Here is a 23,844-nt window from a genome sequence, read left to right on the forward strand (position 1 = left end):
GGAGGGGGCTTGCCCCCGATGCTTTCAAGGTTCAGACCTGCGACTGTGCGCCTTCAAACCACTTCAGCTTCTCGCGCAACAGCACCACTTCGCCGACGATCACCAGTGTCGGCGCATGCACTTCATGCTCCGCCACCATGCGTGGCAAGTCGGCCAGGGTGCCGGTGAACACGCGCTGGTTGGACGTGGTGCCCTGCTGGATCAAGGCCGCCGGGGTATCCGCCGCACGCCCGTGCTTGATCAACTGATCACAGATGATCGGCAAGCCGATCAAGCCCATGTAGAACACCAGGGTCTGTGAGGGGCCCACCAGGTCATGCCAGGGCAGGTCCGAGGTCCCGTCCTTCAAATGCCCGGTGATAAAGCGTACCGACTGCGCATAGTCGCGATGGGTCAGCGGAATCCCGGCATATGCCGCGCAACCGCTGGCTGCCGTGATTCCCGGCACCACCTGGAACGGAATGCCATGGGCGGCCAGTTCCTCGATCTCTTCGCCACCACGACCAAAGATGAACGGATCGCCCCCCTTGAGGCGCAACACCCGCTTGCCCTGCTTGGCCAGGTCCACCAGTTGCTGGTTGATCTGGTCTTGTGGCACGGCGTGGTCGGCGCGACGCTTGCCGACGTAGATACGCTCGGCATCCCGGCGGCACAGTTCGAGGATCGCGGGCGCGACCAGACGGTCGTACAACACCACATCGGCTTGCTGCATCAGGCGCAGGGCACGGAAGGTCAGCAGGTCGGGATCACCCGGACCCGCACCCACCAGATAAACCTCGCCCGGCGCATAAGGCGGCGCGCCGTTGACCTTCTCGATCAGCAAGCGCTCGGCCTCATCGCCCTGCCCGGCCAACTGGCGGTCGGCAATCGGGCCCTGGAACACTTCTTCCCAGAACGCACGCCGCTGCTGCACATCCGGATACAAGCCTTTGACCTGGGCACGAAAACGCGCCGCCAGCCCGGCCAGCTGCCCGTAAGTGGATGGAATCCAGGTTTCCAGCTTGGCGCGGATCAAGCGCGCCAGCACCGGCGCGTCGCCACCGCTGGACACGGCGATCACCAAGGGCGAACGGTCGACGATCGCCGGGAAGATCACGCTGCACAAGGCCGGCGCATCGACCACGTTGACCGGTACGCAACGGCGCTTGGCATCGCTGGACACTTGCGCGTTCAGCGGCTCGTCGTCGGTTGCCGCAATGATCAGGATGCAACCGTCGAGGTCAGCCTCCTGATAACCGCGCAGAATCAGTTCCCCGCCACTGCCCAGTACCAGTTCACGCAACTGGTCTTCGATCTGGGGAGCAACCACCCGCAGCACCGCCCCGGCGTCGGCCAGCAGCCGGGATTTGCGCAAGGCAATCTCCCCGCCACCGACGACCAGCACACGACTGCCGCGCAGGTTATGAAACAGCGGCAGAAATTCCATTTAGCGAATGACCTCAACGCCCGCCATGTACGGCTTGAGCACTTCCGGTACGCGGATCGAACCGTCAGCCTGCTGGTAGTTTTCCAGCACCGCCACCAGGGTACGGCCTACGGCCAGGCCGGAACCGTTGAGGGTGTGCACCAGCTCCGGCTTGCCGGTTTCCGGGTTGCGGAAACGCGCCTGCATGCGACGGGCCTGGAAATCACCGCAGTTGGAGCACGACGAAATCTCGCGGTACTTGTCCTGGCTCGGCACCCACACTTCGAGGTCGTAGGTCTTCACGGCGCTGAAACCCATGTCACCGGTGCACAGGGCCAGCACGCGGTACGGCAGTTCCAGCAGTTGCAGGACGCGCTCAGCGTTGGCGGTCAGGCCTTCCAGGGCGTCCATCGAGGTCGACGGCTCGACGATCTGCACCATCTCGACCTTGTCGAACTGGTGCTGGCGGATCATGCCGCGAGTGTCGCGGCCCGATGCGCCGGCTTCACTGCGAAAGCACGGGCTGTGGGCGACGAACTTGATCGGCAGTTGCCTGGCGTCGAGGATCTCGCCGGAGACGATATTGGTCAGCGACACTTCGGCGGTCGGAATCAGGTACAGGTCGGCTTCGCCGTCGCGGCTGATCTTGAACAGGTCTTCTTCGAATTTCGGCAGCTGGCTGGTGCCCATCAGCGCCGGCGCCTGCACCAGGTACGGGGTGTAGGCCTCTTCGTAACCGTGTTCGCCGGTGTGCAGGTTGATCATGAACTGCGCCAGGGCGCGGTGCAGGCGTGCAACCGAGCCGCGCAACAGAGAGAAGCGCGCGCCGGACATCTTGGCGGCAGTTTCGAAATCCAGGCCACCACTCAGTTCGCCCAGGGCGACGTGGTCCTTGATCTCGAAATCAAAGGCCTTCGGCGTGCCCCAGCGACGCACTTCGACGTTGCCGTCTTCGTCTGCGCCGATCGGCACCGATTCGTGGGGGATGTTGGGGATGCCCAGCAGGATCGAATCCAGCTCGGACTGGATTTTTTCCAGCTCGACTTTACCCTCGGACAGCTCGGTGCCCATGCGCTCGACATCCGCCATCAACGGTGCGATGTCTTCGCCGCGCTGCTTGGCCTGACCGATGGATTTGGAACGCGCATTACGCTCAGCCTGCAGTGCTTCGGTGCGGGTCTGGACGGTCTTGCGCTGTTCTTCCAGCGCTTCGATGCGCGCAACATCCAAGGCAAAGCCACGGGATGCCAGGCGGTCCGCTACGTCCTGAAGGTTGCTACGTAACAGTTTGGAATCGAGCATGTCGGTCTCTCGTTTATCAAAGTTTGGTCAAGGACAGGCCGGCCCAGGTAGCGAGCAGCCCGCCGAATACGCTGATGCCCAGGTACCCGAAGGCTATCAGGGCCTGCCCGCTTTCCAGCAGGCGCAGCGTATCCAGTGAAAAGGATGAAAAGGTCGTCAGACCGCCTACAAAGCCGACAATCAAGCCGGCGCGAATTTCAATCGGTACTTCCGGGCGCAACAGGAACCAGCCGTACAACAGCCCGATGATCAGGCAGCCCACCAGGTTGACCGCCAGGGTCGCCGCGTAAAAATGCCTGGGCCAGTTGGCGCTGACCCAGGTGCCGGTGGCGAAACGCAATAATGTACCAGCGATGCCGGCTGCGGACACGGCAAGAATCGTCTTGAACACTACTTTCTCCGCTGTCTGGGGCTGAGTCGATCGAGTTGCGCGAGGTGATTGAGCTTTTCGCCGATCTTCAGCTCCAGGCCACGGGGCACCGGCTGATAGAGCGGCAACGGTTCAAGCTCATCGGGAAAATAGTCTTCACCGGCCGCGTAAGCATCCGGCTCATCGTGGGCGTAACGGTATTCATCGCCATAACCCAGCTGCTTCATCAGCTTGGTCGGCGCGTTGCGCAGGTGCATCGGCACTTCGAGCGAGCCATATTCGGCGGCGGCGCGCAATGCGGACTTGAAGCCCATGTACACCGCGTTGCTTTTTGGCGCGCAGGCCAGGTAGGTGATGGCCTGGGCCACCGCCAACTCGCCTTCCGGGCTGCCGAGGCGTTCCTGTACGTCCCATGCCGCCAGGCACAGGCTCAGTGCACGCGGGTCGGCGTTGCCGATGTCTTCGCTGGCCATGCGCACCACGCGGCGGGCGAGGTACAGCGGGTCGCAACCGCCATCGATCATGCGTGCAAACCAGTACAGCGCACCGTCGGGGTTGGAGCCGCGCACGGATTTGTGCAGTGCCGAGATCTGGTCGTAGAAGGCCTCGCCGCCCTTGTCGAAGCGGCGGCGCGTGTCGCCGAGCAGGCTTTGCAAGAGGTCGACGCCAATCTCACCGCCGTCTTCGGCCAGGTCGGAGGCGTTTTCCAACAGGTTGAGGAAACGACGACCATCGCCATCGGCAGCCGTCAGCAGGATCTTGAAGCCCTCTTCGCTCACGCTCAGTTGGCGCTTGCCCAAGCCCTTGTCTTCGTTCAAGGCGCGCTGCAGCAGCTTCTGCATCGCCGCCTCGTCCAGGCTTTTGAGCACATAGACCCGCGCCCGCGACAGCAAGGCGTTGTTGAGCTCGAACGAAGGGTTTTCGGTGGTGGCGCCGATGAAGATCAGCGTGCCGTCTTCCACATAGGGCAGGAACGCATCCTGCTGCGACTTGTTGAAACGGTGCACTTCGTCGACGAACAGGATGGTGCGCTTGCCGTACTGCCCCGCCTGCTGCTTGGCGACTTCCACCGCCTGGCGGATCTCCTTGACCCCGGCGAGTACCGCCGAGACCGTTTCGAAGTGCGCATCCGAGACCTTCGCCAAGAGCCGCGCCAACGTGGTCTTGCCCACCCCCGGCGGCCCCCAGAAAATCATCGAGTGCAGCGCACCCTGCTCCAGGGCTTCACGCAGGGGCTTGCCGCGAGCGAGCAGGTGTTCCTGACCGACGTACTCATCCAGGTTGGTCGAACGCAGGCGTGCGGCCAGTGGCTGGGCAATCGGGTCACTTCGAAACAGGTCCATGGGCAGCGTTTGAAACCTCTGGGGAATTTATTCCTGGATCACGTCGGCACCCTTGGGGATGTCGAACTTGAACTTGGACGCCGGTACCGGCTGGTTGGCCTTGACCCCTGAGAACAGGATATCGGTGCGCTGGCCGACGCTGTCGATCAGGCGCATGTTGTTGATCACGCCGTTACCGAACGACAAGGACAGGGTGTCAAACAGCGTGTCCTTGGATTTCGGCTTGAGGGTGAATTCGATCACGTTGCTGGTCTGCTTGGACGTGATGTCGAAGCTGTCGTTGATCTTCGACACGTCACCTGAGAGCAACAGCGCCGGGGTCTGGTTCAGGCGCGGGTCGAGCTTCTTGATGGTCGCCTGTTCCAGGTCAGGGTCCCACAGGGTGACCTTTTGGCCATCGGACACGATGGTCTGCTCGGCCTTGCCCTCGGTGTGCCAGTAGAACAGGCCAGGACGCTGCACGGCCATTTCGCCGGCGGTTTCCTGCAACTGGGTACCGCCGGCATCCAGGGTCAACTGGGAGAAGCGCGCGGTCAGGGTCTGGGATTTGTCGAGCAGATTCTTCAGGCTGGCGACGGAGGCCGGGTCAGCGTGCGCCGAAACAGCGGTCAGGGCCAGTGCCGGCAACAACAGCATGCGGATAAAGCGCATGGGAGTCCTCATTGAGTAGTCAGGACGCGCCGCGTGCTGTCACGCGGCGCGGGATCAGTCGCGCATCTGCCCGGGGGCAATGACTTCACGCGAGCCGTTGGTGTTCATTGCGGTCACGACGCCAGCGTTTTCCATGGCTTCGATCATACGAGCGGCACGGTTGTAGCCGATTTTCAGCTTGCGTTGCACCGCGGAAATCGAGGCTCGACGGCTTTCGAGCACGAACGCCACGGCTTCATCGTACAGCGCATCGGTCTCGGCATCATCGTCGCCACCGCCGCTGCCGCCATCGAAGCCGCTGCCGGCTTCTTCCACACCGGCGAGGATGTCATCGTTGTACTCCGGTGCGCCGCGCAGTTTCCAGGCTTCCACCACACGATGCACTTCATCGTCGGAAACAAAGGCGCCGTGCACCCGGATCGGCAGGCTGGTGCCCGGCGGCATGTAGAGCATGTCGCCGTGGCCGAGCAGTTGTTCGGCGCCGCCCTGGTCGATGATGGTCCGCGAGTCGATCTTGCTCGACACCTGGAACGCCATGCGCGTCGGGATGTTGGCCTTGATCAGGCCGGTGATCACGTCCACCGACGGCCGCTGGGTGGCAAGGATCAAGTGAATACCGGCGGCACGGGCCTTCTGGGCGATACGCGCGATCAGCTCTTCAACCTTCTTGCCGACAATCATCATCATGTCGGCGAATTCGTCGACCACCACCACAATGGTCGGCAGCTTGGTCAGCTTTGGCGCTTCGTCGTGAATGCTTTCGCGCCGGTACAACGGATCGTCGATGGTCTCGCCGCGTTCCTGGGCTTCCTTGATCTTGGCGTTGAAGCCCGACAGGTTACGCACGCCCATCTTCGCCATTAGCTTGTAGCGGCGCTCCATCTCGGCAACGCTCCAACGCAGGGCGTTGGCGGCGTCCTTCATGTCGGTGACCACCGGGCACAGCAGGTGTGGAATGCCTTCGTAGATCGACAGTTCCAACATCTTCGGGTCGATCATGATCAGTTTGGCGTCTTCCGGGCCGGACTTGAACAGGATCGACAGGATCATCGCGTTCACCCCTACCGACTTACCGGAACCGGTGGTACCGGCGACCAGCAGGTGGGGCATCTTCGCCAGGTCGGTGATGACCGGCTTGCCACCGATGTCATGGCCCAGGGCCAGGGTGACCGGCGACTTGAAGTTGTCGTACTCGGGCGTCGACAGCACTTCGGAGAAGCGCACGATCTGGCGGTCTTCGTTGGGAATCTCGATACCCACGGTGGTCTTGCCGGGAATGACTTCCACCACGCGCACGCTGGTCACGGCCAGGGAGCGGGCCAGGTCTTTCGCCAGGTTGGCGATGCGGCTGACCTTCACACCGGCGGCCGGCTGGATTTCGTAACGGGTGATCACCGGGCCGGGATGGATGGAGTCCACCGAGACTTCGACGCCGAATTCCTTGAGCTTGATTTCCAGCAGGTGGCCGACGGCCGCCAGGGACTCCGGCGAATAGTTGAGTTGTTTCTTTTCGGCCGGGTCGAGGATCGAGATCGGCGGCAAGGTGCCTTCGACGGCGCTGTCGATGAACAACGGCGCCTGTTTCTCTTTCTGTACGCGATGGCTTGGTTCGGCCGGCTTGGGCGGCGCGGGAGCAATCACTGGCGGCACTTGCTTCTCGCGGTCCGACATGTGCTTGCTCAAGGCCTGTTCGCGTTCGATCAGGCGTTCCTTGACCTTGGCCTGCTCACGCCGGTCCGGTGTACTCGGGGCCACCACTTCGTTGACACGGGTGTCGACCTCACGCAGTTGGGCGACCATGCGCTTGCGGTCGACACGGGCCGCCCACCAGCGATTGGCGGCGCCCTGGAACAGCTCCAGCAGGTCGAGGGTGATCTTGCCGGTCACGTCCATCACCTTGAACCAGGACAGGTCGGTGAACACGGTGAGGCCAAAGAGGAACAGTGCGATGAACATCAGGGTGCTGCCCTGGATATTCAGGGTCCTGCGCGCCAGGTCGCCAAGGCTCTCGCCCAGCGCACCGCCCGCACCGGCAGGCAGGCCGGTGGGTGCATGGAAATGGATATGCGCCAGCGCCGCGCCGGACAACACCAGGAACACCAGGCCGATCAGGCGCCAGGAGAACAGCCAGCCGCTCCACTGCCACGGCTCATGGCGCTGGCGGAAGATCTGCCAGGTCTTGATCGCCAGCAGCAACGGGAAGATATAGGCGAAGTAACCCAGCACCATGAACAGGATATCGGCGCTGTAGGAACCGGCAGGGCCACCGAAGTTCTGCACGTCTTCGATCTTGCTGTTGTGGCTCCAGCCCGGATCGTCCTTGCCATAGGTCAGCAAGGCCATCATCAGGAACAGGCACAGCGCGCCGATCGCGATCAGCGCACCTTCCTTGAGGCGATAATGCAGGTGCTGGCGCCAGGCCGGCACGACTGCTGCTTTAGGTGTTGCGGCGGATTTCTTCAAAACGGGTCTTTTCCTGCGCCTTTAGCGCGTCCATCTGTTGAATGACTGCCAATACTGCCCAATCCGAGCAGCTGAAAAATGAACGAGCGTCGTTGAATCTACTGTTTAACACCGGACTATTGCTGGATGAAATGACGATAACGCCACAATGGCCGCATTGTACGGGTTTGTGTCCCTGATGCCACGCCGCTTGGCGCTCTTCCAGCAGCATAGCCAATTGTGTGTCACAAGATGTTCAATTTGAGCATGCATTGTCTTTGCTGACAAAGGCTTATGAGCTGTTTTTACCAATCAAGGCAAGCTTGGCAAATGGCCTGCATGGAACAGACCCGATTACGACCACGCCCCCGGCATAGAGTTGCAGAAACACCTGCTCACGCTAATCCACCTTAATGCCCGATTCGGGCTGGTCCGATGGCGCCAGGTCGACAATAATCAGCACTGCCGCCGCAGGTGTCATTCCTGCCACTCCCCTCCCCTTCCGTAAAGCCTGGATGCCATGCTGACCTGGTTACAACGCGATTCACTGACTTTCCCCCCACTGGCCAAGGCCATGCGCGAACCCAATGGCTTGCTCGCCGCCGGCGGTGATCTCAGCGCCGAACGGCTGATCCAAGCCTACCGTCACGGCTGCTTCCCCTGGTTTTCAGAGGGCCAACCGATCCTCTGGTGGTCGCCCGACCCACGCACCGTGATATTCCCCGACGAACTGCATGTATCGCGCAGCCTGGGCAAACTGTTGCGCCAACAGCGCTACAGCGTGACCTTCGACCAGGACTTCGCCGCCGTTATCCAGGCCTGCGCGGCGCCACGCGCCTATGCCGATGGCACCTGGATCACCGAAGGCATCCAGAGCGCCTACCTGGAACTGCACCAGCGCGGCTACGCGCATTCGGTGGAGGTCTGGGACAAGGGTGAACTGGTAGGCGGCCTCTACGGCCTCGCAATGGGCCAGCTGTTTTTTGGTGAGTCCATGTTCAGCCGCGCCGACAACGCTTCGAAATTCGGCTTTGCCACGCTGACCCATCAATTGCAGGCCTGGGGCTTTGTGCTGATCGACTGCCAGATGCCCAACGATCACCTGCACAGCCTGGGTGCCCGCGCCATATCCCGCAGCGACTTCGCAGGGTTCCTGCACGACCATCTGGACCAGCCCAACGCCGGACCGTGGGTTTCCTAGGCGACATCCGCGCTCCTGGCTTACACTTATTTCAAAGCTTATCCGAGGGTTGATCATGACCGAGTTGGCGCGTTTGAAGTTTTATGCCACTCAACCCCACTCTTGCAGCTATCTGCCCGACGAGCAGGCCACCACGCTGTTCCTCGACCCCAGCCAGCCTATGGACGTGCATGTGTATGCCGACCTGTCGGAGATGGGGTTTCGGCGCAGTGGCGATCATCTGTACCGGCCGCATTGCCAGAACTGTAATGCCTGCGTGCCCGCACGCATCCCCGTTGCGCAGTTTCTACCGGACCGCAACCAGAAACGCATCCTCAAACGCAACGCCGACCTGACGGTGACGTCGGCCAAGCCGCGCTTCACCGAAGAATATTTCGACCTTTACCAGCGCTACATCGAGCAACGCCACGCTGACGGCGATATGTTCCCGCCCAGCCGCGATCAGTTTTCCACGTTCCTGGTCCGCGACCTGCCCTTCTCGCGCTTCTACGAATTTCGTGCGGACGGTCGGCTGGTGGCTGTCGCGGTGACCGATCTGTTGCCTAACGGCCTGTCGGCGGTCTACACCTTCTATGAACCCGCCGAAGAACGCCGCAGCCTGGGACGCTTTGCGATCCTCTGGCAGATTGGCGAAGCCTTGCGCCAGGAACTGGAGGCGGTGTACCTCGGCTACTGGATCAAGAACTGCAAAAAGATGAACTACAAGACCCAATATCGGCCCATTGAACTGCTGATTAATCAAAGATGGGTCGTGCTTAACTAGAACCCCTTGGCTTGAACACCCTTTTTCGGGCACAATGCACGCCGCTTTTGCCTGGCGCAGTTGCACCGGGCCATTCACTGGATACCGAGGGCTTTACTGCATGTCGAAAGAAGACAGCTTCGAAATGGAAGGCACTGTCGTCGACACCCTGCCCAACACCATGTTTCGTGTGGAGTTGGAAAATGGGCACGTCGTAACCGCGCATATCTCCGGCAAGATGCGCAAGAACTACATTCGTATTCTTACCGGTGACAAAGTGCGCGTCGAGCTGACGCCCTATGACTTGAGCAAAGGGCGCATCACTTACCGCGCTCGCTAAGCAAGTCAATACAAAACGCCCGGTTATGCCGGGCGTTTTTGTGTGTGCGCTATTTACCAAGTGCCACAAACCAATGTGGGAGGGGGCTTGCTCCCGATAGCGGTAGATCAGTCACTCATGTAGCGACTGAAACACTGCTATCGGGGGCAAGCCCCCTCCCACATTGACGCCCGTAGCTATCGATCAGGCCATTTCAGCCGTGGTTTCGAACTCGAAGGTCAGCTCGCCATCCTTCAGGTCGATGTGTACCACGCCACCATGGTCGGAAAGCTCGCCAAACAGGATCTCTTCGGCCAGCGGCCGCTTGATCTTGTCCTGGATCAGACGCGCCATTGGGCGTGCGCCCATTGCCGCATCGTAGCCGCCTTCGGCCAGCCAGCTGCGCGCCGCGTCCGTGACCTCCAGCTGCACGCGCTTGTCTTCCAACTGCGCCTGGAGCTCGGTGAGGAACTTGTCCACCACGCTCTTGATGACCTCATGGCTGAGGCGACCAAACTGGATAATGGTGTCCAGGCGGTTGCGGAACTCAGGCGTGAAGCTCTTCTTGATGACTTCCATCGCATCGGACGAGTGATCCTGGTGCGCGAAGCCAATGGAAGCCCGCGCGGCCGTTTCGGCACCGGCGTTGGTGGTCATGATCACGATCACGTTGCGGAAATCCGCCTTGCGCCCGTTGTTGTCGGTCAGGGTCCCGTGATCCATCACCTGCAGCAGCAGGTTGAAGACTTCAGGGTGGGCCTTCTCGATTTCATCGAGCAGCAGCACGCAATGCGGTTGCTTGGTGATCGCCTCGGTCAACAGGCCGCCCTGGTCGAAACCGACATAACCCGGAGGCGCGCCGATCAGGCGCGACACGGTGTGACGCTCCATGTATTCGGACATGTCGAACCGCACCAGCTCGATACCCATGGCCTTGGCCAGTTGCCGGGCCGCTTCGGTCTTGCCGACACCGGTCGGGCCGGCAAACAGGAACGAACCAACCGGCTTGTCCGGCGACTTGAGGCCTGCACGCGACAGCTTGATCGCGGTGGACAGCGAGTCGATGGCCGCATCCTGACCGAACACGGTCAGCTTGAGGTCGCGCTCCAGGTTACGCAGCAGCTCCTTGTCGGAACTGGTGACGTGTTTTGGCGGAATCCGCGCGATCTTCGCCACAATATCCTCGACCTGCGGCACGTCGATGCGTTTTACACGCTTCTCGACCGGCTGCAGACGCTGGTAGGCACCGGCCTCGTCGATTACGTCGATGGCCTTGTCCGGCATGTGCCGGTCATTGATGTAGCGCGACGCCAGCTCAGCGGCTGAACGCAGGGCTTCATCGGTGTACTCGATGCCATGGTGCGCCTCGAAGCGCCCCTTGAGCCCGCGCAGGATACCGATGGTGTCTTCTACCGAAGGCTCGGACACGTCGACCTTCTGGAAGCGACGTGCCAGGGCACGGTCTTTCTCGAAGATGCCACGGAATTCCTGGAACGTGGTCGAGCCGATGCAGCGTATATCACCCGACGACAGCAGCGGCTTGAGCAGGTTGGAGGCATCCATCACCCCACCGGAGGCCGCACCGGCACCAATGATGGTGTGGATTTCGTCGATGAACAGGATCGCCTGCGGGCGTTTTTTCAGCTCACCGAGCAGCGCCTTGAAGCGCTTCTCGAAGTCGCCACGGTACTTGGTCCCGGCGAGCAAGGCGCCCAGGTCAAGGGAGTAGACGACGCTGTTGGCCAGCAGGTCCGGCACCTGGTTATCCACGATGCGCTTGGCCAGGCCTTCGGCAATCGCGGTTTTACCCACGCCTGCCTCGCCCACCAGCAACGGGTTGTTCTTGCGACGACGCGCGAGGATTTGCGCGACACGCTCAACCTCGAGCTCACGCCCCACCAGCGGATCGATCCGCCCCTGGCGCGCCAGTTCGTTGAGGTTACTGGCATAGGCATCCAGTGGATTGCCCGAAGAAGAAGACTCACCGCCCTCGTCGTCCTGCATATCCTGCTCACCCTCGGAATGATCGCCGTGCCCGGGCACCTTGGAGATACCGTGGGCGATGTAGTTGACGACATCGATACGGGCAACGCTCTGCTGTTTGAGCAGGAACACTGCCTGGCTTTCCTGTTCGCTGAAAATCGCCACCAGCACATTGGCGCCCGTGACTTCACGCTTACCGGAGCTCTGAACATGGAACACGGCACGCTGAAGCACCCGCTGGAAGCCCAGGGTTGGCTGGGTCTCACGGTCTTCATCGTGGACTGGAATAAGTGGCGTTGTGGAGTCGATAAACTCCTGCAGGTCATGCTTGAGTTTGTCGAGGTTGGCGCCGCACGCACGTAGAACGGTGGCGGCAGCTTCGTTATCCAAAAGTGCCAGCAGCAGGTGTTCGACGGTCATGAACTCATGACGCTTCGAACGAGCCTCCTTGAAGGCAAGATTGAGGGTGACTTCGAGCTCGCGGTTTAACATAGCTTCACCTCATACCCAAGTGGTCGGCGTTAACCGTCCTTCTCGATTTCACAGAGTAGCGGATGCTGGCTTTCCCTGGCGTACTGGTTGACCTGCATGGCCTTTGTCTCGGCGATGTCGCGGGTAAACACTCCACATACTGCCCGTCCTTCTGTGTGAACGGCCAGCATTACCTTGGTCGCCAACTCGCGGTTCAGGTTAAAAAACACCTCGAGCACTTCGACCACGAAATCCATCGGTGTGTAGTCATCATTGAACAAAACCACCTTGTACATCGGCGGCGCCTGTAGAGCAGGCTTGGCCTCCTGAACAGCAATGCCTGCAGAACCGTCGTCATCATGTTGCTGATCCGGTCGATCCTGATTGAATGTTAGTCGAATCTGGCTGTTTGCATGCATGGAAAGAAAGGTTCGTCAGTGGTTCAAATACAGTGGTGGGGGCGACCTGTCAGAATTTCAACTCTGACCGACTGGTCGCCTTGACTATCGGCGAAACGGTGTTACAACCAATAGAACCCACAGTGGGTAAAAAAGGTCCGCGCAGTCAACCTTATTTATTCGGGTTAGGACGGATAAACTGGATGATACTCCAGTGATGGAGTCTGGTGCAGAGGGATATGGGCATGGCAAGCGGTAAGGTCAAGTGGTTCAACAATGCCAAAGGGTACGGCTTCATTAATGAAGACGGCAAGGATGAAGACCTTTTTGCGCATTACTCAGCGATCAAAATGGAAGGTTATAAAACGCTGAAGGCGGGGCAGCCGGTCTCCTTTGACATTGTTCAGGGGCCCAAAGGCAAGCACGCAGTCGAAATCAGTGCGCCAGTCACCATCGGCACAGCCAGAGAGGGCGTCGCTCAAAAATCAAAAGAGCAATTAGCCTGATCAGCCACCGAGCAGGCGCCCAATAAAAAACCGGCCATCCCGTTTACGGTGTGGCCGGTTTTCTTACCCCTGTCGCTTACATGTGCGAGATCAGCGCATCACCGAAGCCAGACGAAGACACCAGCGTGGCGCCGTCCATCAGACGCTCGAAGTCATAAGTCACAGTCTTGGCAGAAATCGCGCCATTAGTGCCCTTGATGATCAAATCCGCCGCCTCGGTCCAGCCCATATGGCGCAGCATCATCTCTGCCGACAGAATCAGCGAACCCGGATTGACCTGATCCTTGCCCGCATACTTCGGCGCAGTACCGTGGGTCGCCTCGAACATCGCCACGGTATCCGAAAGGTTGGCACCCGGCGCAATACCGATCCCCCCCACTTCCGCCGCCAGGGCATCAGACAGGTAGTCGCCGTTCAGGTTGAGGGTGGCGATCACATCATACTCAGCCGGACGCAACAGGATCTGCTGGAGCATGGCGTCGGCGATAGCATCCTTGACCACCACATTCTTGCCAGTCTTGGGGTTCTTGAACTGCATCCATGGACCGCCATCCAGCAGCGTCGCACCAAATTCTTCAGCCGCTACCTCATAGGCCCATTCCTTGAAGGCACCTTCGGTGAACTTCATGATGTTGCCTTTGTGCACGATGGTCAGCGAGTCGCGGTCGTTATCCACTACATATTGCAGGGCTTTGCGCGCCAGGCGCTTGGTACCCTCCTTCGAGACCGGCTTCACGCCAATCCCGCAATCCTGGTCGAAACGGATCTTGGTCACGCCCATTTCTTCCTTGAGGAACTTGATCACCTTGATCGCTTCAGGCGAACCTGCCTTCCACTCGATACCGGCGTAAATATCTTCGGAGTTTTCCCGGAAGATCGTCATGTCCACGTCGCCAGGCTTCTTGACCGGGCTGGGCACGCCTTCGAACCAGCGCACTGGGCGCAGGCACACATACAGGTCGAGTTGCTGGCGCAGGGCCACGTTCAGCGAACGGATGCCGCCACCCACCGGGGTGGTCAGCGGGCCCTTGATGGAGACCACGTAATCCTTGACCGCATCCAGGGTTTCCTGGGGCAGCCAGGTGTCCTGGTCGTAGACTTGAGTTGCTTTCTCGCCAGCATAAACCTCCATCCAGGAGATCTTGCGCTTGCCGCCGTAGGCCTTTTCAACAGCGGCGTCGACTACCTTGATCATCACCGGGCTGATGTCGACACCGATACCGTCACCTTCAATGTAAGGGATGATCGGTTGGTCAGGAACATTGAGAGAATGGTCTGCATTGACGGTGATTTTGTCGCCGACTGCCGGAACCTGAATCTTCTTGTATCCCATGCTGAACTCCATCTATGGATTGAACATCTGGCTGCGTTCGAGCCTACTCCAGATAAATGGCGACTGAAACCTCGCGCCATGCTCATTTGCATCGAAAACAGCATAATTTGTCGCCTACAAGCCTGAAAGCAAAGGCAAAATCGCCAATCTTGAGCACATCGTGCGACTTTCGTCGCAATCAGGTACCTGCGACCTTTAGACCAATGGACGACACACCTTTTGTATGAAGGCTCGGCGTAAGCATAGCGACCTATGTATAATGCCGCCGCTGACCAAAGAGTCACGACGGCGGACCGCTCTAGAACACAGCCTTCCGCTACAAAGCAGGACTATTACAATAGTCCACCCGCTTGACGCTCGACTGATGCAACCCAACATCACCGCGAAGAAACCTCGACATTTCGCTCATGGATGACTTTGAACGAACGCGCTCCACCCGGCGCATCTCGAGTTTCTGCGCACGCTTTCAGCAAAGAAGAGAGTTAATCCGAATATGCCCACCCGCTCGAAGATCATCTACACCTTCACCGACGAAGCCCCGGCCCTCGCCACCTATTCACTGCTGCCTATCGTAGAGGCCTTCACCGCTTCCGCTGATATTGCCGTGGAAACCCGCGACATCTCCCTCGCCGCGCGCATCCTCGCAAGCTTCCCCGAGCAACTGGGTGCCAAGGCTATCCCGGACCACCTCGCCGAACTGGGCGACCTGGCCGTTACGCCTGAAGCCAACATCATCAAACTGCCTAACATCAGCGCCTCGACCCCGCAGCTGCAAGCCGCGATCAAGGAACTGCAGGCCCAGGGCTACGCCCTGCCGGACTACCCGGAAACCGTAACCACCGACGCGGAAAAAGAAACCCGCGCACGTTACGACAAGGTCAAGGGCAGCGCCGTGAACCCGGTACTGCGCGAAGGCAACTCCGACCGCCGCGCACCGCTGTCGGTCAAGAACTACGCACGCAAGCACCCGCACAAAATGGGCGCCTGGGCTGCCGACTCCAAGTCGCACGTCGCCCACATGAGCAATGGCGACTTCTACGGCAGCGAAAAAGCCGTACAGATCGAAGGCCCTGATGCTGTCAAAATCGAGCTGATCGCCCAGGACGGCACCGCCACCGTCCTGAAGGAAAAGACCTCGGTACAGGCCGGCGAAATCATCGACACCGCCGTGCTGAGCAAGAAAGCCCTGCGTGCGTTCATCGCCACTGAAATCGAAGACGCCAAGAAACAAGGCGTGCTGCTGTCGGTTCACCTGAAAGCCACCATGATGAAGGTCTCCGACCCGATCATGTTCGGCCAGATCGTTGCCGAGTTCTATAAAGACGCCCTGGCCAAGCACGCCACCGTGCTGGAGCAGATCGGTTTCAACCTGAACAACGGCATCGGCGACCTGTACGCGCGCATCAAGGCCCTGCCGGCCGAGCAGCAAGCGCAGATCGAAGCTGACATCCAGGCCGTCTACGCGGCTCGCCCTGCCCTGGCGATGGTCAACTCCGACAAAGGCATCACCAACCTGCACGTGCCGAGCGACGTGATCGTCGACGCCTCGATGCCGGCCATGATCCGTGACTCCGGCAAGATGTGGGGCACCGACGGCCAACTGCACGACACCAAGGCGGTGATCCCGGATCGCTGCTACGCCACCATCTACCAGGCGGTCATCGAAGACTGCAAGGCCAATGGCGCCTTCGACCCAACCACCATGGGCAGCGTGCCGAACGTCGGCCTGATGGCGAAGAAAGCCGAAGAGTATGGCTCCCACGACAAGACTTTCCAGATCAAGGCTGACGGCGTAGTCCGCGTCACCGACAGCAAGGGCAACCTGCTGATGGAACAGAAAGTCGAAGCCGGCGACATCTTCCGCATGTGCCAGACCAAAGACGCGCCGATCCAGGATTGGGTCAAACTGGCCGTCAACCGTGCCCGCGCCAGCAACACCCCGGCCATCTTCTGGCTGGACCCTCAGCGTGCACACGACGGCGTCGTGGTCGAGAAGGTTCAGGCTTACCTGAAAGACCACAACACCGAAGGCCTGGACATCCGCATCATGTCGCCGGTCGACGCGATGAAGTTCACCCTGGAGCGCACCCGCAAGGGCCTGGACACCATCTCGGTGACCGGCAACGTTCTGCGCGACTACCTGACCGACCTGTTCCCGATCATGGAACTGGGCACCAGCGCCAAGATGCTGTCCATCGTGCCGCTGATGAACGGCGGTGGCCTGTTCGAAACCGGTGCCGGCGGTTCGGCGCCGAAGCACGTACAACAACTGGTGGAAGAGAACTTCCTGCGCTGGGATTCCCTGGGTGAGTTCCTGGCCCTGGCTGCGTCCCTCGAGCATTTGGGTGTGACGTACAACAACCCGAAAGCCCTGGTCCTGTCCAAGACCCTGGACCAGGCCACCGGCCAGTTCCTCGACAACAACAAGTCGCCATCGCGTAAAGTCGGCAACATCGACAACCGCGGCAGCCACTTCTACCTGGCGCTGTACTGGGCTCAAGCCCTGGCCGCCCAGACCGAAGACACTGCACTGCAAGCGCAGTTCGGCGAACTGGCCAAGACCCTGACCGAGAACGAGGCAACCATCGTTGCCGAGCTCAACGCCGTCCAGGGCAAGCCAGTGGACATCGGCGGCTACTACGCGCCGAACCCGGAGCTGACCAGCAAGGCCATGCGCCCAAGCAACACCCTCAATGCGGCGATTGCCAAGTTGAAGTAAGGTTGTAAGGATGCAAACAAGCCCCGGCCCTGTGCCGGGGTTTCTGTTTATGTGCTTTTTTGCTGAGAAAACCCAATCAAAATGTGGGAGGGGGCCTGCCCCCCGATAGCGGTGGGTCAGGCACAGATAGATCAACTGACACGCCCTCATCGGGGGCAAGCCCCCTCCCACACTGACTGTTATCCTGTTCCAGGACAGCACCGCATCTTAAATCCAGAGGCAACCATGACCTGGCAACCCCATATCACCGTCGCCACCCTCGTCGAAGACAACGGCCGCTTCCTGATGGTCGAAGAGCTCAAGGGCGGCCGCGCCGTGCTCAACCAGCCCGCCGGCCACCTCGACCCGCATGAAACCCTCACCGAAGCCGCCGTACGCGAGACCCTCGAAGAAACCGGCTGGGACGTCGAGGCCACCGGTATCGTCGGCATCTACCTGTACACCGCCCCGAGCAACGGCGTGACCTACCAACGGGTGTGCTTCATCGCCAAGGCCCTGAAACACCACCCCGACTATCAACTCGACGAAGGTATCCTGCGTGCCCGCTGGCTGACCCGCGACGAACTGATGGACCTGCGCGACGACTGGCGCAGCGAGCTGATCATCCGCTGTATCGATGATTATCTGGCCGGCCACTGCCACAGTCTCGAATTGATCCGCCCTTCTCTTTAGCCTTGAAGGCCTGAGCCTGATAGAATCGCGTCCTTTTTCAAGACACCCGTTGAAACCCTATGCGTGATCCAGCCCCTTCTGACACACAAAAGAAGCGCGTCATCGTCGGCATGTCCGGCGGCGTGGACTCTTCCGTTTCCGCCGTTCTGCTCATGGAGCAGGGTTATGAGGTGGAAGGCCTGTTCATGAAGAACTGGGAAGAAGACGATGGAACGGAATATTGCACCGCCATGGACGACCTGGCGGACGCCCAGGCCGTGTGCGACAAGATTGGCATCAAGCTGCACACCGCCAATTTCGCCGCCGAGTACTGGGACAACGTGTTCGAGCACTTCCTGGCCGAGTACAAGGCCGGCCGCACGCCCAACCCAGACATCCTGTGCAACCGCGAGATCAAGTTCAAGGCGTTCCTCGACTACGCCATGATGCTTGGCGCCGACCTGATCGCCACTGGCCATTACGTGCGCCGCCGCGACATCGATGGCCGCACCGAACTGCTCAAGGGCCTGGACCCGAACAAGGACCAGAGCTACTTCCTGCACGCCGTCGGCGGCGAACAGATCGCCAAGACCCTGTTCCCGGTAGGCGAGCTGGAAAAACCCGAAGTGCGCAGGATCGCCGAGAAACACGGCCTGGCTACCGCCAAGAAGAAGGATTCCACCGGCATCTGCTTTATCGGCGAGCGCCGCTTCAGCGACTTCCTCAAGCAATACCTGCCGGCGCAACCGGGCGAGATCCACACCACCGAAGGCGACGTCATCGGCCGTCACCATGGCCTGATGTACCACACCATCGGCCAGCGCCAGGGCCTGGGCATCGGCGGCTTGAAAGACGCCGGTGAAGAGCCGTGGTACGTGCTGGTCAAGGACCTGGAAAACAACGTGCTGATCGTCGGCCAGGGCAACGAGCACCCGCTGTTGTTCTCCGGCGCTCTGCTCGCTTCGGAAATCTATTGGGTCAACCCGATCGACCTGAGCACGCCACGTCGCCTGACCGCCAAAGTGCGCTATCGCCAGAGTGACCAGCCGTGCACCCTGGAAAAAACCGCCACCGGCTACCGCGCCACCTTCGATGACCCGCAACGCGCGGTCACCCCTGGCCAGTCCGTGGTGTTCTACGACGGCGAAATCTGCCTGGGCGGCGGCGTGATTGAAATCGCCGAAGCCTGGAGCCAGAAGGCATGAGCCCGACCCAGGAGCAATTGACGGCACTGGGCGGGGTGTTCCTCGCCGCGGTATTGGTGGACAAGATTGCCAAGACCGGCCAGGTCACCGAGGCCGGCCTGACCTGCATGCTCGGCAGCCTGCTGATCCGCGACCCCAAGGACACCCTGGAGGTCTACGGCGGCGACGACCTGGCGCTGCGCGAAGGTTATCGCGCACTGATCGGCGCATTGGAGCGCGACCCCAGCACCCTGCAACGCGAGCCGTTGCGCTACGCCCTGTCGATGCTCGGCCTGGAGCGTCAACTGGCCAAGCGCGAAGACATGCTGGAAACCATCGGCAAACGCCTGCCGCAGATCCAGTCCCAGGTGGAACACTTCGGCCCGGCCCACGAAAACGTGATCGCGGCCTGTGGCGCGCTGTACCAGGACACCTTGAGCACCTTGCGCCAGCGGATCCAGGTCCACGGCGACATGCGCAACCTGCAGCAACCGAACAACGCTTCGAAAATCCGCGCCCTGCTGCTGGCCGGTATTCGCTCGGCGCGGTTGTGGCGCCAGTTGGGTGGTCATCGTTGGCAGCTGGTGATCAGCCGTCGCAAATTGCTCAAAGAGCTTTACCCGTTGATGCGCAACGAATAAGTCGCAGCAGCAGGCCATTTTCAAGCCGTTACGCGTAATACGCCGGTCAGTTGGCAACGGACCGGCGGATTTTTTCATGTATGATACGCGCCCCATTTCGTTGCCCGACTGTCCGAGAACACCCCATGCAGCTCTCTTCGCTCACTGCGGTTTCCCCTGTAGACGGCCGCTACGCCGGCAAAACCCAGGCCCTGCGCCCTATTTTCAGCGAATACGGCCTGATCCGTGCTCGCGTACTGGTTGAAGTGCGCTGGCTTCAGCGCCTGGCCGCTCACCCCGCCATCAGCGAAGTGCCGGCGTTTTCCGCGCAAGCCAACGCTGTGCTCGACGCTCTGGCGGAAAACTTCTCCCTGGAGCACGCCGAGCGTGTGAAGGAGATCGAGCGCACCACCAACCACGACGTAAAAGCCATCGAATACCTGCTCAAAGAGCAAGCGGCCAAGCTGCCGGAACTGGCCCAGGTCAGCGAATTCATCCACTTTGCCTGCACCAGCGAGGACATCAACAACCTGTCCCACGCCCTGATGCTGCGCGAAGGCCGTGATGACGTGATGCTGCCGCTGATGCGCCAGACCGCCAATGCCATCCGCGAACTGGCCATCCGTTTTGCCGACGTGCCGATGCTGTCGCGCACCCACGGCCAGCCGGCGTCGCCGACCACCCTGGGCAAAGAACTGGCCAACGTGGTGTACCGCCTGGAGCGCCAGATCGCTCAAGTCGCCGCCGTACCGCTGCTGGGCAAGATCAACGGCGCCGTAGGCAACTACAACGCCCACCTGTCGGCCTACCCGGAGATCGACTGGGAAGCCAACGCCCGCGCCTTCATCGAAGACGAGCTGGGCCTGGGCTTCAACCCCTACACCACGCAGATCGAACCGCACGACTACATTGCCGAACTGTTCGACGCCATTGCGCGCTTCAACACCATCCTGATCGACTTCGATCGCGATATCTGGGGCTACATCTCCCTGGGCTACTTCAAGCAGCGCACCATTGCCGGTGAAATCGGTTCGTCGACCATGCCGCACAAGGTCAACCCGATCGACTTCGAAAACTCCGAAGGCAACCTCGGCATCGCCAACGCCCTGTTCCAGCACCTGGCCAGCAAGTTGCCGATCTCCCGCTGGCAGCGCGACCTGACCGACTCCACCGTGCTGCGCAACCTCGGCGTGGGCTTCGCTCACAGCGTGATCGCATACGAAGCCAGTCTGAAGGGCATCAGCAAGCTTGAGCTCAATGAGCAGAAGATCGCCGCTGACCTGGACGCGTGCTGGGAAGTCCTGGCCGAACCAATCCAGACCGTGATGCGCCGCTACAACATCGAAAACCCGTACGAGAAGCTCAAAGAGTTGACGCGCGGCAAGGGCATCAGCCCTGAAGCACTGCAAACTTTCATCGACGGCCTGGACATGCCAGCCGCCGCCAAGGCCGAGCTGAAACTGCTCACCCCGGCCAACTACATTGGCAACGCTGTAGAGCAAGCCAAGCGCATCTGATCATCGCAAGACCCTTTGAGACGCCCGGCCGCGCCGGGCGTTTTTATTCCAGTCTGAAAAGTGCTTTTTTTCAATAGGTTACACATGAATCCTGATATCCCTCTTCAACTTCTGGGCGGCATCACGGCACGGGAATTCCTGCGCGACTACTGGCAGAAAAAACCGCTGCTGATCCGCCAGGCCATCCCTGATTTCGAAAGCCCGATCGACGCCGACGAACTGGCCGGCCTGGCGCTGGAAGAAGAAGTCGAGTCGCGCTTGGTGATCGAGCATGGCGAGCGCCCGTGGGAGCTGCGTCGCGGCCCGTTCGCCGAAGATGCCTTCAGCACCCTGCCCGAGCGCGAGTGGACCCTGCTGGTACAGGCGGTCGACCAGTTCGTGCCGGAAGTGGCCGAGTTGCTGGAGCAGTTCCGCTTCCTGCCGAGCTGGCGCATCGACGATGTGATGATCAGCTTCGCCGCACCGGGCGGCAGCGTTGGCCCGCACTTCGACAACTACGACGTGTTCCTGCTGCAGGCCCAGGGCAAGCGCAACTGGAAGATCGGCCAGATGTGCAGCTCCGAAAGCCCGCTGCTGCAGCACGCCGACCTGCGTATCCTCGCCGAATTCGAAGAAAGCGCCGAGTGGGTCCTGGAACCGGGCGACATGCTTTACTTGCCGCCGCGCCTGGCGCACTTCGGCATTGCCGAAGACGACTGCATGACCTATTCCGTGGGCTTCCGTGCACCGAGCGCGGCCGAAGTGCTGACCCACTTCACCGACTTCCTCAGCCAGTACCTGACCGACGAAGAGCGCTATACCGACGCTGACGCCCAGCCGGTCAGCGACCCGCACCAGATCCAGAGCGACGCCCTGGACCGCCTCAAGAGCCTGCTGGCCGAGCACATGAGCGACGAGCGCATGCTGCTGACCTGGTTCGGCCAATTCATGACCGAACCGCGCTATCCTGAACTGGTGGCCGGCGAAGAGTTGGGCGAAGACGACTTCCTCAACAGCCTGCAGGACGGTGCGATCCTGGTGCGCAACCCGAGTGCGCGCCTGGCCTGGTCCGAAGTGGACGACGATGTATTGCTGTTTGCCAGTGGCCAGAGCCGTTACCTGCCGGGCAAGCTGCGTGAACTGCTGAAGCTGGTGTGTTCGGCCGATGCGCTGCATAGCGAGAACCTGGGCGAATGGCTGGCAGACGAAGACGGTCGCGACCTGCTGTGTGAATTGGTCAAGCAAGGAAGCCTGGGATTTGCCGATGAATAGGATTCACGTAAGTGTCGCGGACTGGCAAAAGGATATCGCCGAGATTCGGCGCATTCGTGAAGCGGTGTTTATCGCTGAACAATCGGTTCCACCGGAGCTGGAGTGGGACGCGGACGACGCCGGCGCAGTGCATTTCCTTGCATTCGAAGGTGATTTTCCGATCGGTACCGCCCGCCTGCTACCCAGCGGCGAAATTGGCCGCGTGTCGGTCCTCAAGGACTGGCGCGGGCTGAAGGTCGGCGACAAGCTGATGGAAACGGTGATTGGCGTGGCCGAACAGCGTGGCCAGACCAGGCAGTTCCTGAGTGCGCAGGTGTATGCAGCACCGTTTTATGAGCGGCTGGGCTTCAAGATCGTCAGTGACGAATTTCTTGAGGTCGGGATTCCGCATGTGGATATGGTGCGCGGGGACTGATCCGACACCGCGTCGCCTGCATCGCAGGCAAGCCAGCTCCCACACTTGACCGAGTACACTCCTTGGAATGCGGTCAAATGTGGGAGCTGGCTTGCCTGCGAAAGCGATATCAGCAGCACCATAAATGCCCTGCACTGCCAGGGCATTTTGCCGTCTACGATTCAATTTGCGACCTGCCAGGCCGACAAACTGGCACTATCCAGCCTTTGACTCGCAGAGATAACGGACATGTCCCTACGCACCCTGCTCACCGCCCTCCTCCTGACCGCCAGCGCCGCGGCCATGGCCGACACCGAAGTCGTCAACCTGAGCAACCGTACCAGCGCCGACCTGCTGCCGGTGGCACAGAACTTCATCGGCAAGGACGGCACCGTCAGCGCCTACGGCAACCAACTTATCGTCAAGGCCGACCCCGGCAAGATCCAGGACCTGCGCGCCCTGCTTTCCCAGCTGGATACGCCGGCCAAACGCCTGCTGATCACCGTCGACACCAACGAAAACAACCAGCAGAACACCGGTGACAGCCAGACCCGCATCATCAGCTACGGCACCACCAGCCGCGACGGCGGCGTCCAGCAGATCCAGGCCAGTGAAGGCGTGCCCGCGCTGATCCAGGTCGGCCAGAGCGTGCCGCTGACCACCACCCAGCAGGACAGCTATGGCCGCCTGCAGAACCAGACCCAGTATCGCAACGTGACCCAGGGCTTCTACGTGACCGCCAGCGTCACCGGCGAGACCGTACACCTGGCGATCAGTACCAACCGTGACCGCATGAGCCAGGAGCGTCCCGATGTAGTGAACGTACAGAGTACCGACACAACCGTCAGCGGGCGCCTGGGTGAATGGATCACCCTGGCCGGCATCAATCGCGAGACCCAGGCCGACAAATCCTCTGCAACCCGCAGCTACTCTACTCAGGGCCGCGATGACCTGACAGTACGGGTCAAGGTCGACACCCTGAACTGAAGCACCAAAAACTGACTGACGAGTCGTATTAGACTAAAGATGTAGTGCCTGAAAA

22 protein-coding genes are annotated in these 23,844 nt (G+C 60.6%); 12 read left to right on the forward strand and 10 right to left on the reverse strand.

Translation table 11 applies throughout. The features are described from left to right. Positions 1-31: 31 nt before the first annotated feature. The 7 genes from cysG to BFN10_RS29350 are packed head-to-tail and all read right to left on the reverse strand — an operon-like array spanning position 32 to position 7,751. Complete coding sequence (gene cysG / locus BFN10_RS24645) at positions 32-1,426, reverse strand: siroheme synthase CysG (RefSeq protein WP_071491886.1); 1,395 nt, start codon at positions 1,424-1,426, stop codon at positions 32-34. Further along, complete coding sequence (serS, locus tag BFN10_RS24650) at positions 1,427-2,707, reverse strand: serine--tRNA ligase (protein WP_071491887.1); 1,281 nt, start codon at positions 2,705-2,707, stop codon at positions 1,427-1,429. Positions 2,708-2,723: 16 nt separating this feature from the next. Next, positions 2,724-3,098: a fluoride efflux transporter CrcB gene (gene crcB, locus BFN10_RS24655; protein WP_071491888.1), complete on the reverse strand. Its 375-nt coding sequence runs from the start codon at positions 3,096-3,098 to the stop codon at positions 2,724-2,726. Further along, complete coding sequence (locus BFN10_RS24660) at positions 3,098-4,420, reverse strand: replication-associated recombination protein A (protein ID WP_071491889.1); 1,323 nt, start codon at positions 4,418-4,420, stop codon at positions 3,098-3,100. Before BFN10_RS24660 ends, crcB begins: the two co-directional genes overlap by 1 nt. Before the next feature lie 27 nt (positions 4,421-4,447). Then, a complete protein-coding gene (gene lolA / locus BFN10_RS24665) occupies positions 4,448-5,071 on the reverse strand; it encodes an outer membrane lipoprotein periplasmic chaperone LolA (protein WP_071491890.1) in 624 nt (207 codons plus the stop codon). 54 nt (positions 5,072-5,125) lie between these two features. Then, a complete protein-coding gene (locus BFN10_RS24670) occupies positions 5,126-7,534 on the reverse strand; it encodes a DNA translocase FtsK (protein ID WP_071491891.1) in 2,409 nt (802 codons plus the stop codon). Next, on the reverse strand, positions 7,509-7,751 hold the full coding sequence (locus BFN10_RS29350) for a hypothetical protein (protein WP_130898110.1): 243 nt from the start codon (positions 7,749-7,751) through the stop codon (positions 7,509-7,511). Before BFN10_RS29350 ends, BFN10_RS24670 begins: the two co-directional genes overlap by 26 nt. A 282-nt stretch (positions 7,752-8,033) precedes the next feature. Here BFN10_RS29350 and aat point away from each other — a divergent pair, with 282 nt between their 5' ends. The 3 genes from aat to infA all read left to right on the forward strand — a co-directional run bounded on the left by aat (position 8,034) and on the right by infA (position 9,796). After that, positions 8,034-8,714, forward strand: a complete 681-nt coding sequence (gene aat, locus BFN10_RS24675; RefSeq protein ID WP_071491892.1) for a leucyl/phenylalanyl-tRNA--protein transferase — start codon at positions 8,034-8,036, stop codon at positions 8,712-8,714. A gap of 55 nt (positions 8,715-8,769) precedes the next feature. Then, positions 8,770-9,477: an arginyltransferase gene (locus tag BFN10_RS24680; RefSeq protein ID WP_071491893.1), complete on the forward strand. Its 708-nt coding sequence runs from the start codon at positions 8,770-8,772 to the stop codon at positions 9,475-9,477. Between the two features lie 100 nt (positions 9,478-9,577). Next, the gene (gene infA / locus BFN10_RS24685) at positions 9,578-9,796 is read left to right on the forward strand and encodes a translation initiation factor IF-1 (RefSeq protein WP_002553999.1); all 219 of its coding nucleotides are present in this window, start codon (positions 9,578-9,580) and stop codon (positions 9,794-9,796) included. Positions 9,797-9,979: 183 nt separating this feature from the next. Here the strand turns inward: infA and clpA are convergent, their stop codons facing one another. Then, the gene (gene clpA, locus BFN10_RS24690) at positions 9,980-12,250 is read right to left on the reverse strand and encodes an ATP-dependent Clp protease ATP-binding subunit ClpA (protein ID WP_071491894.1); all 2,271 of its coding nucleotides are present in this window, start codon (positions 12,248-12,250) and stop codon (positions 9,980-9,982) included. 29 nt (positions 12,251-12,279) lie between these two features. Next, positions 12,280-12,648 carry an ATP-dependent Clp protease adapter ClpS gene (gene clpS / locus BFN10_RS24695; protein ID WP_071491895.1) on the reverse strand — a complete coding sequence of 123 codons (369 nt, stop codon included), beginning with the start codon at positions 12,646-12,648 and terminating at the stop codon, positions 12,280-12,282. A 218-nt stretch (positions 12,649-12,866) separates the two neighbouring features. Between clpS and cspD the strand changes: the two genes are divergently transcribed. Then, positions 12,867-13,133 (forward strand): cold shock domain-containing protein CspD, encoded by a 267-nt coding sequence (cspD, locus tag BFN10_RS24700; protein WP_071491896.1) that lies wholly within the window; start codon positions 12,867-12,869, stop codon positions 13,131-13,133. 76 nt (positions 13,134-13,209) lie between these two features. Here cspD and icd read toward each other — a convergent pair whose 3' ends face one another. Next, positions 13,210-14,466: an NADP-dependent isocitrate dehydrogenase gene (icd, locus tag BFN10_RS24705; RefSeq protein ID WP_028616796.1), complete on the reverse strand. Its 1,257-nt coding sequence runs from the start codon at positions 14,464-14,466 to the stop codon at positions 13,210-13,212. A 493-nt stretch (positions 14,467-14,959) separates the two neighbouring features. On the opposite strand from icd, the gene BFN10_RS24710 reads away from it, so the two are divergent. From BFN10_RS24710 to BFN10_RS24745, 8 genes are all read left to right on the forward strand, one after another. Next, on the forward strand, positions 14,960-17,185 hold the full coding sequence (locus BFN10_RS24710) for an NADP-dependent isocitrate dehydrogenase (protein ID WP_071491897.1): 2,226 nt from the start codon (positions 14,960-14,962) through the stop codon (positions 17,183-17,185). A 225-nt stretch (positions 17,186-17,410) separates the two neighbouring features. Beyond that, the gene (locus BFN10_RS24715) at positions 17,411-17,857 is read left to right on the forward strand and encodes an NUDIX hydrolase (RefSeq protein ID WP_071491898.1); all 447 of its coding nucleotides are present in this window, start codon (positions 17,411-17,413) and stop codon (positions 17,855-17,857) included. Positions 17,858-17,916: 59 nt separating this feature from the next. Then, positions 17,917-19,041: a tRNA 2-thiouridine(34) synthase MnmA gene (gene mnmA, locus BFN10_RS24720; protein ID WP_071491899.1), complete on the forward strand. Its 1,125-nt coding sequence runs from the start codon at positions 17,917-17,919 to the stop codon at positions 19,039-19,041. Beyond that, positions 19,038-19,661 (forward strand): high frequency lysogenization protein HflD, encoded by a 624-nt coding sequence (gene hflD, locus BFN10_RS24725; protein ID WP_016969254.1) that lies wholly within the window; start codon positions 19,038-19,040, stop codon positions 19,659-19,661. The genes mnmA and hflD overlap by 4 nt, the downstream gene beginning before the upstream one ends. 125 nt (positions 19,662-19,786) lie before the next feature. Beyond that, entirely contained in the window at positions 19,787-21,157 is a 1,371-nt protein-coding gene (gene purB, locus BFN10_RS24730; protein WP_071491900.1) for an adenylosuccinate lyase, read from the forward strand. 84 nt (positions 21,158-21,241) lie between these two features. Then, a complete protein-coding gene (locus BFN10_RS24735) occupies positions 21,242-22,408 on the forward strand; it encodes a ribosomal protein uL16 3-hydroxylase (RefSeq protein ID WP_071491901.1) in 1,167 nt (388 codons plus the stop codon). Continuing rightward, positions 22,401-22,823, forward strand: a complete 423-nt coding sequence (locus BFN10_RS24740) for a GNAT family N-acetyltransferase (RefSeq protein ID WP_071491902.1) — start codon at positions 22,401-22,403, stop codon at positions 22,821-22,823. The genes BFN10_RS24735 and BFN10_RS24740 overlap by 8 nt, the downstream gene beginning before the upstream one ends. Before the next feature lie 228 nt (positions 22,824-23,051). Then, entirely contained in the window at positions 23,052-23,789 is a 738-nt protein-coding gene (locus BFN10_RS24745; protein WP_071491903.1) for a secretin N-terminal domain-containing protein, read from the forward strand. The last annotated feature ends 55 nt before the right edge of the window (positions 23,790-23,844 follow it).

The sequence above is a fragment of the Pseudomonas extremorientalis genome, assembly GCF_001870465.1.
GTDB classification, from domain to species: Bacteria; Pseudomonadota; Gammaproteobacteria; order Pseudomonadales; family Pseudomonadaceae; genus Aquipseudomonas; species Aquipseudomonas extremorientalis.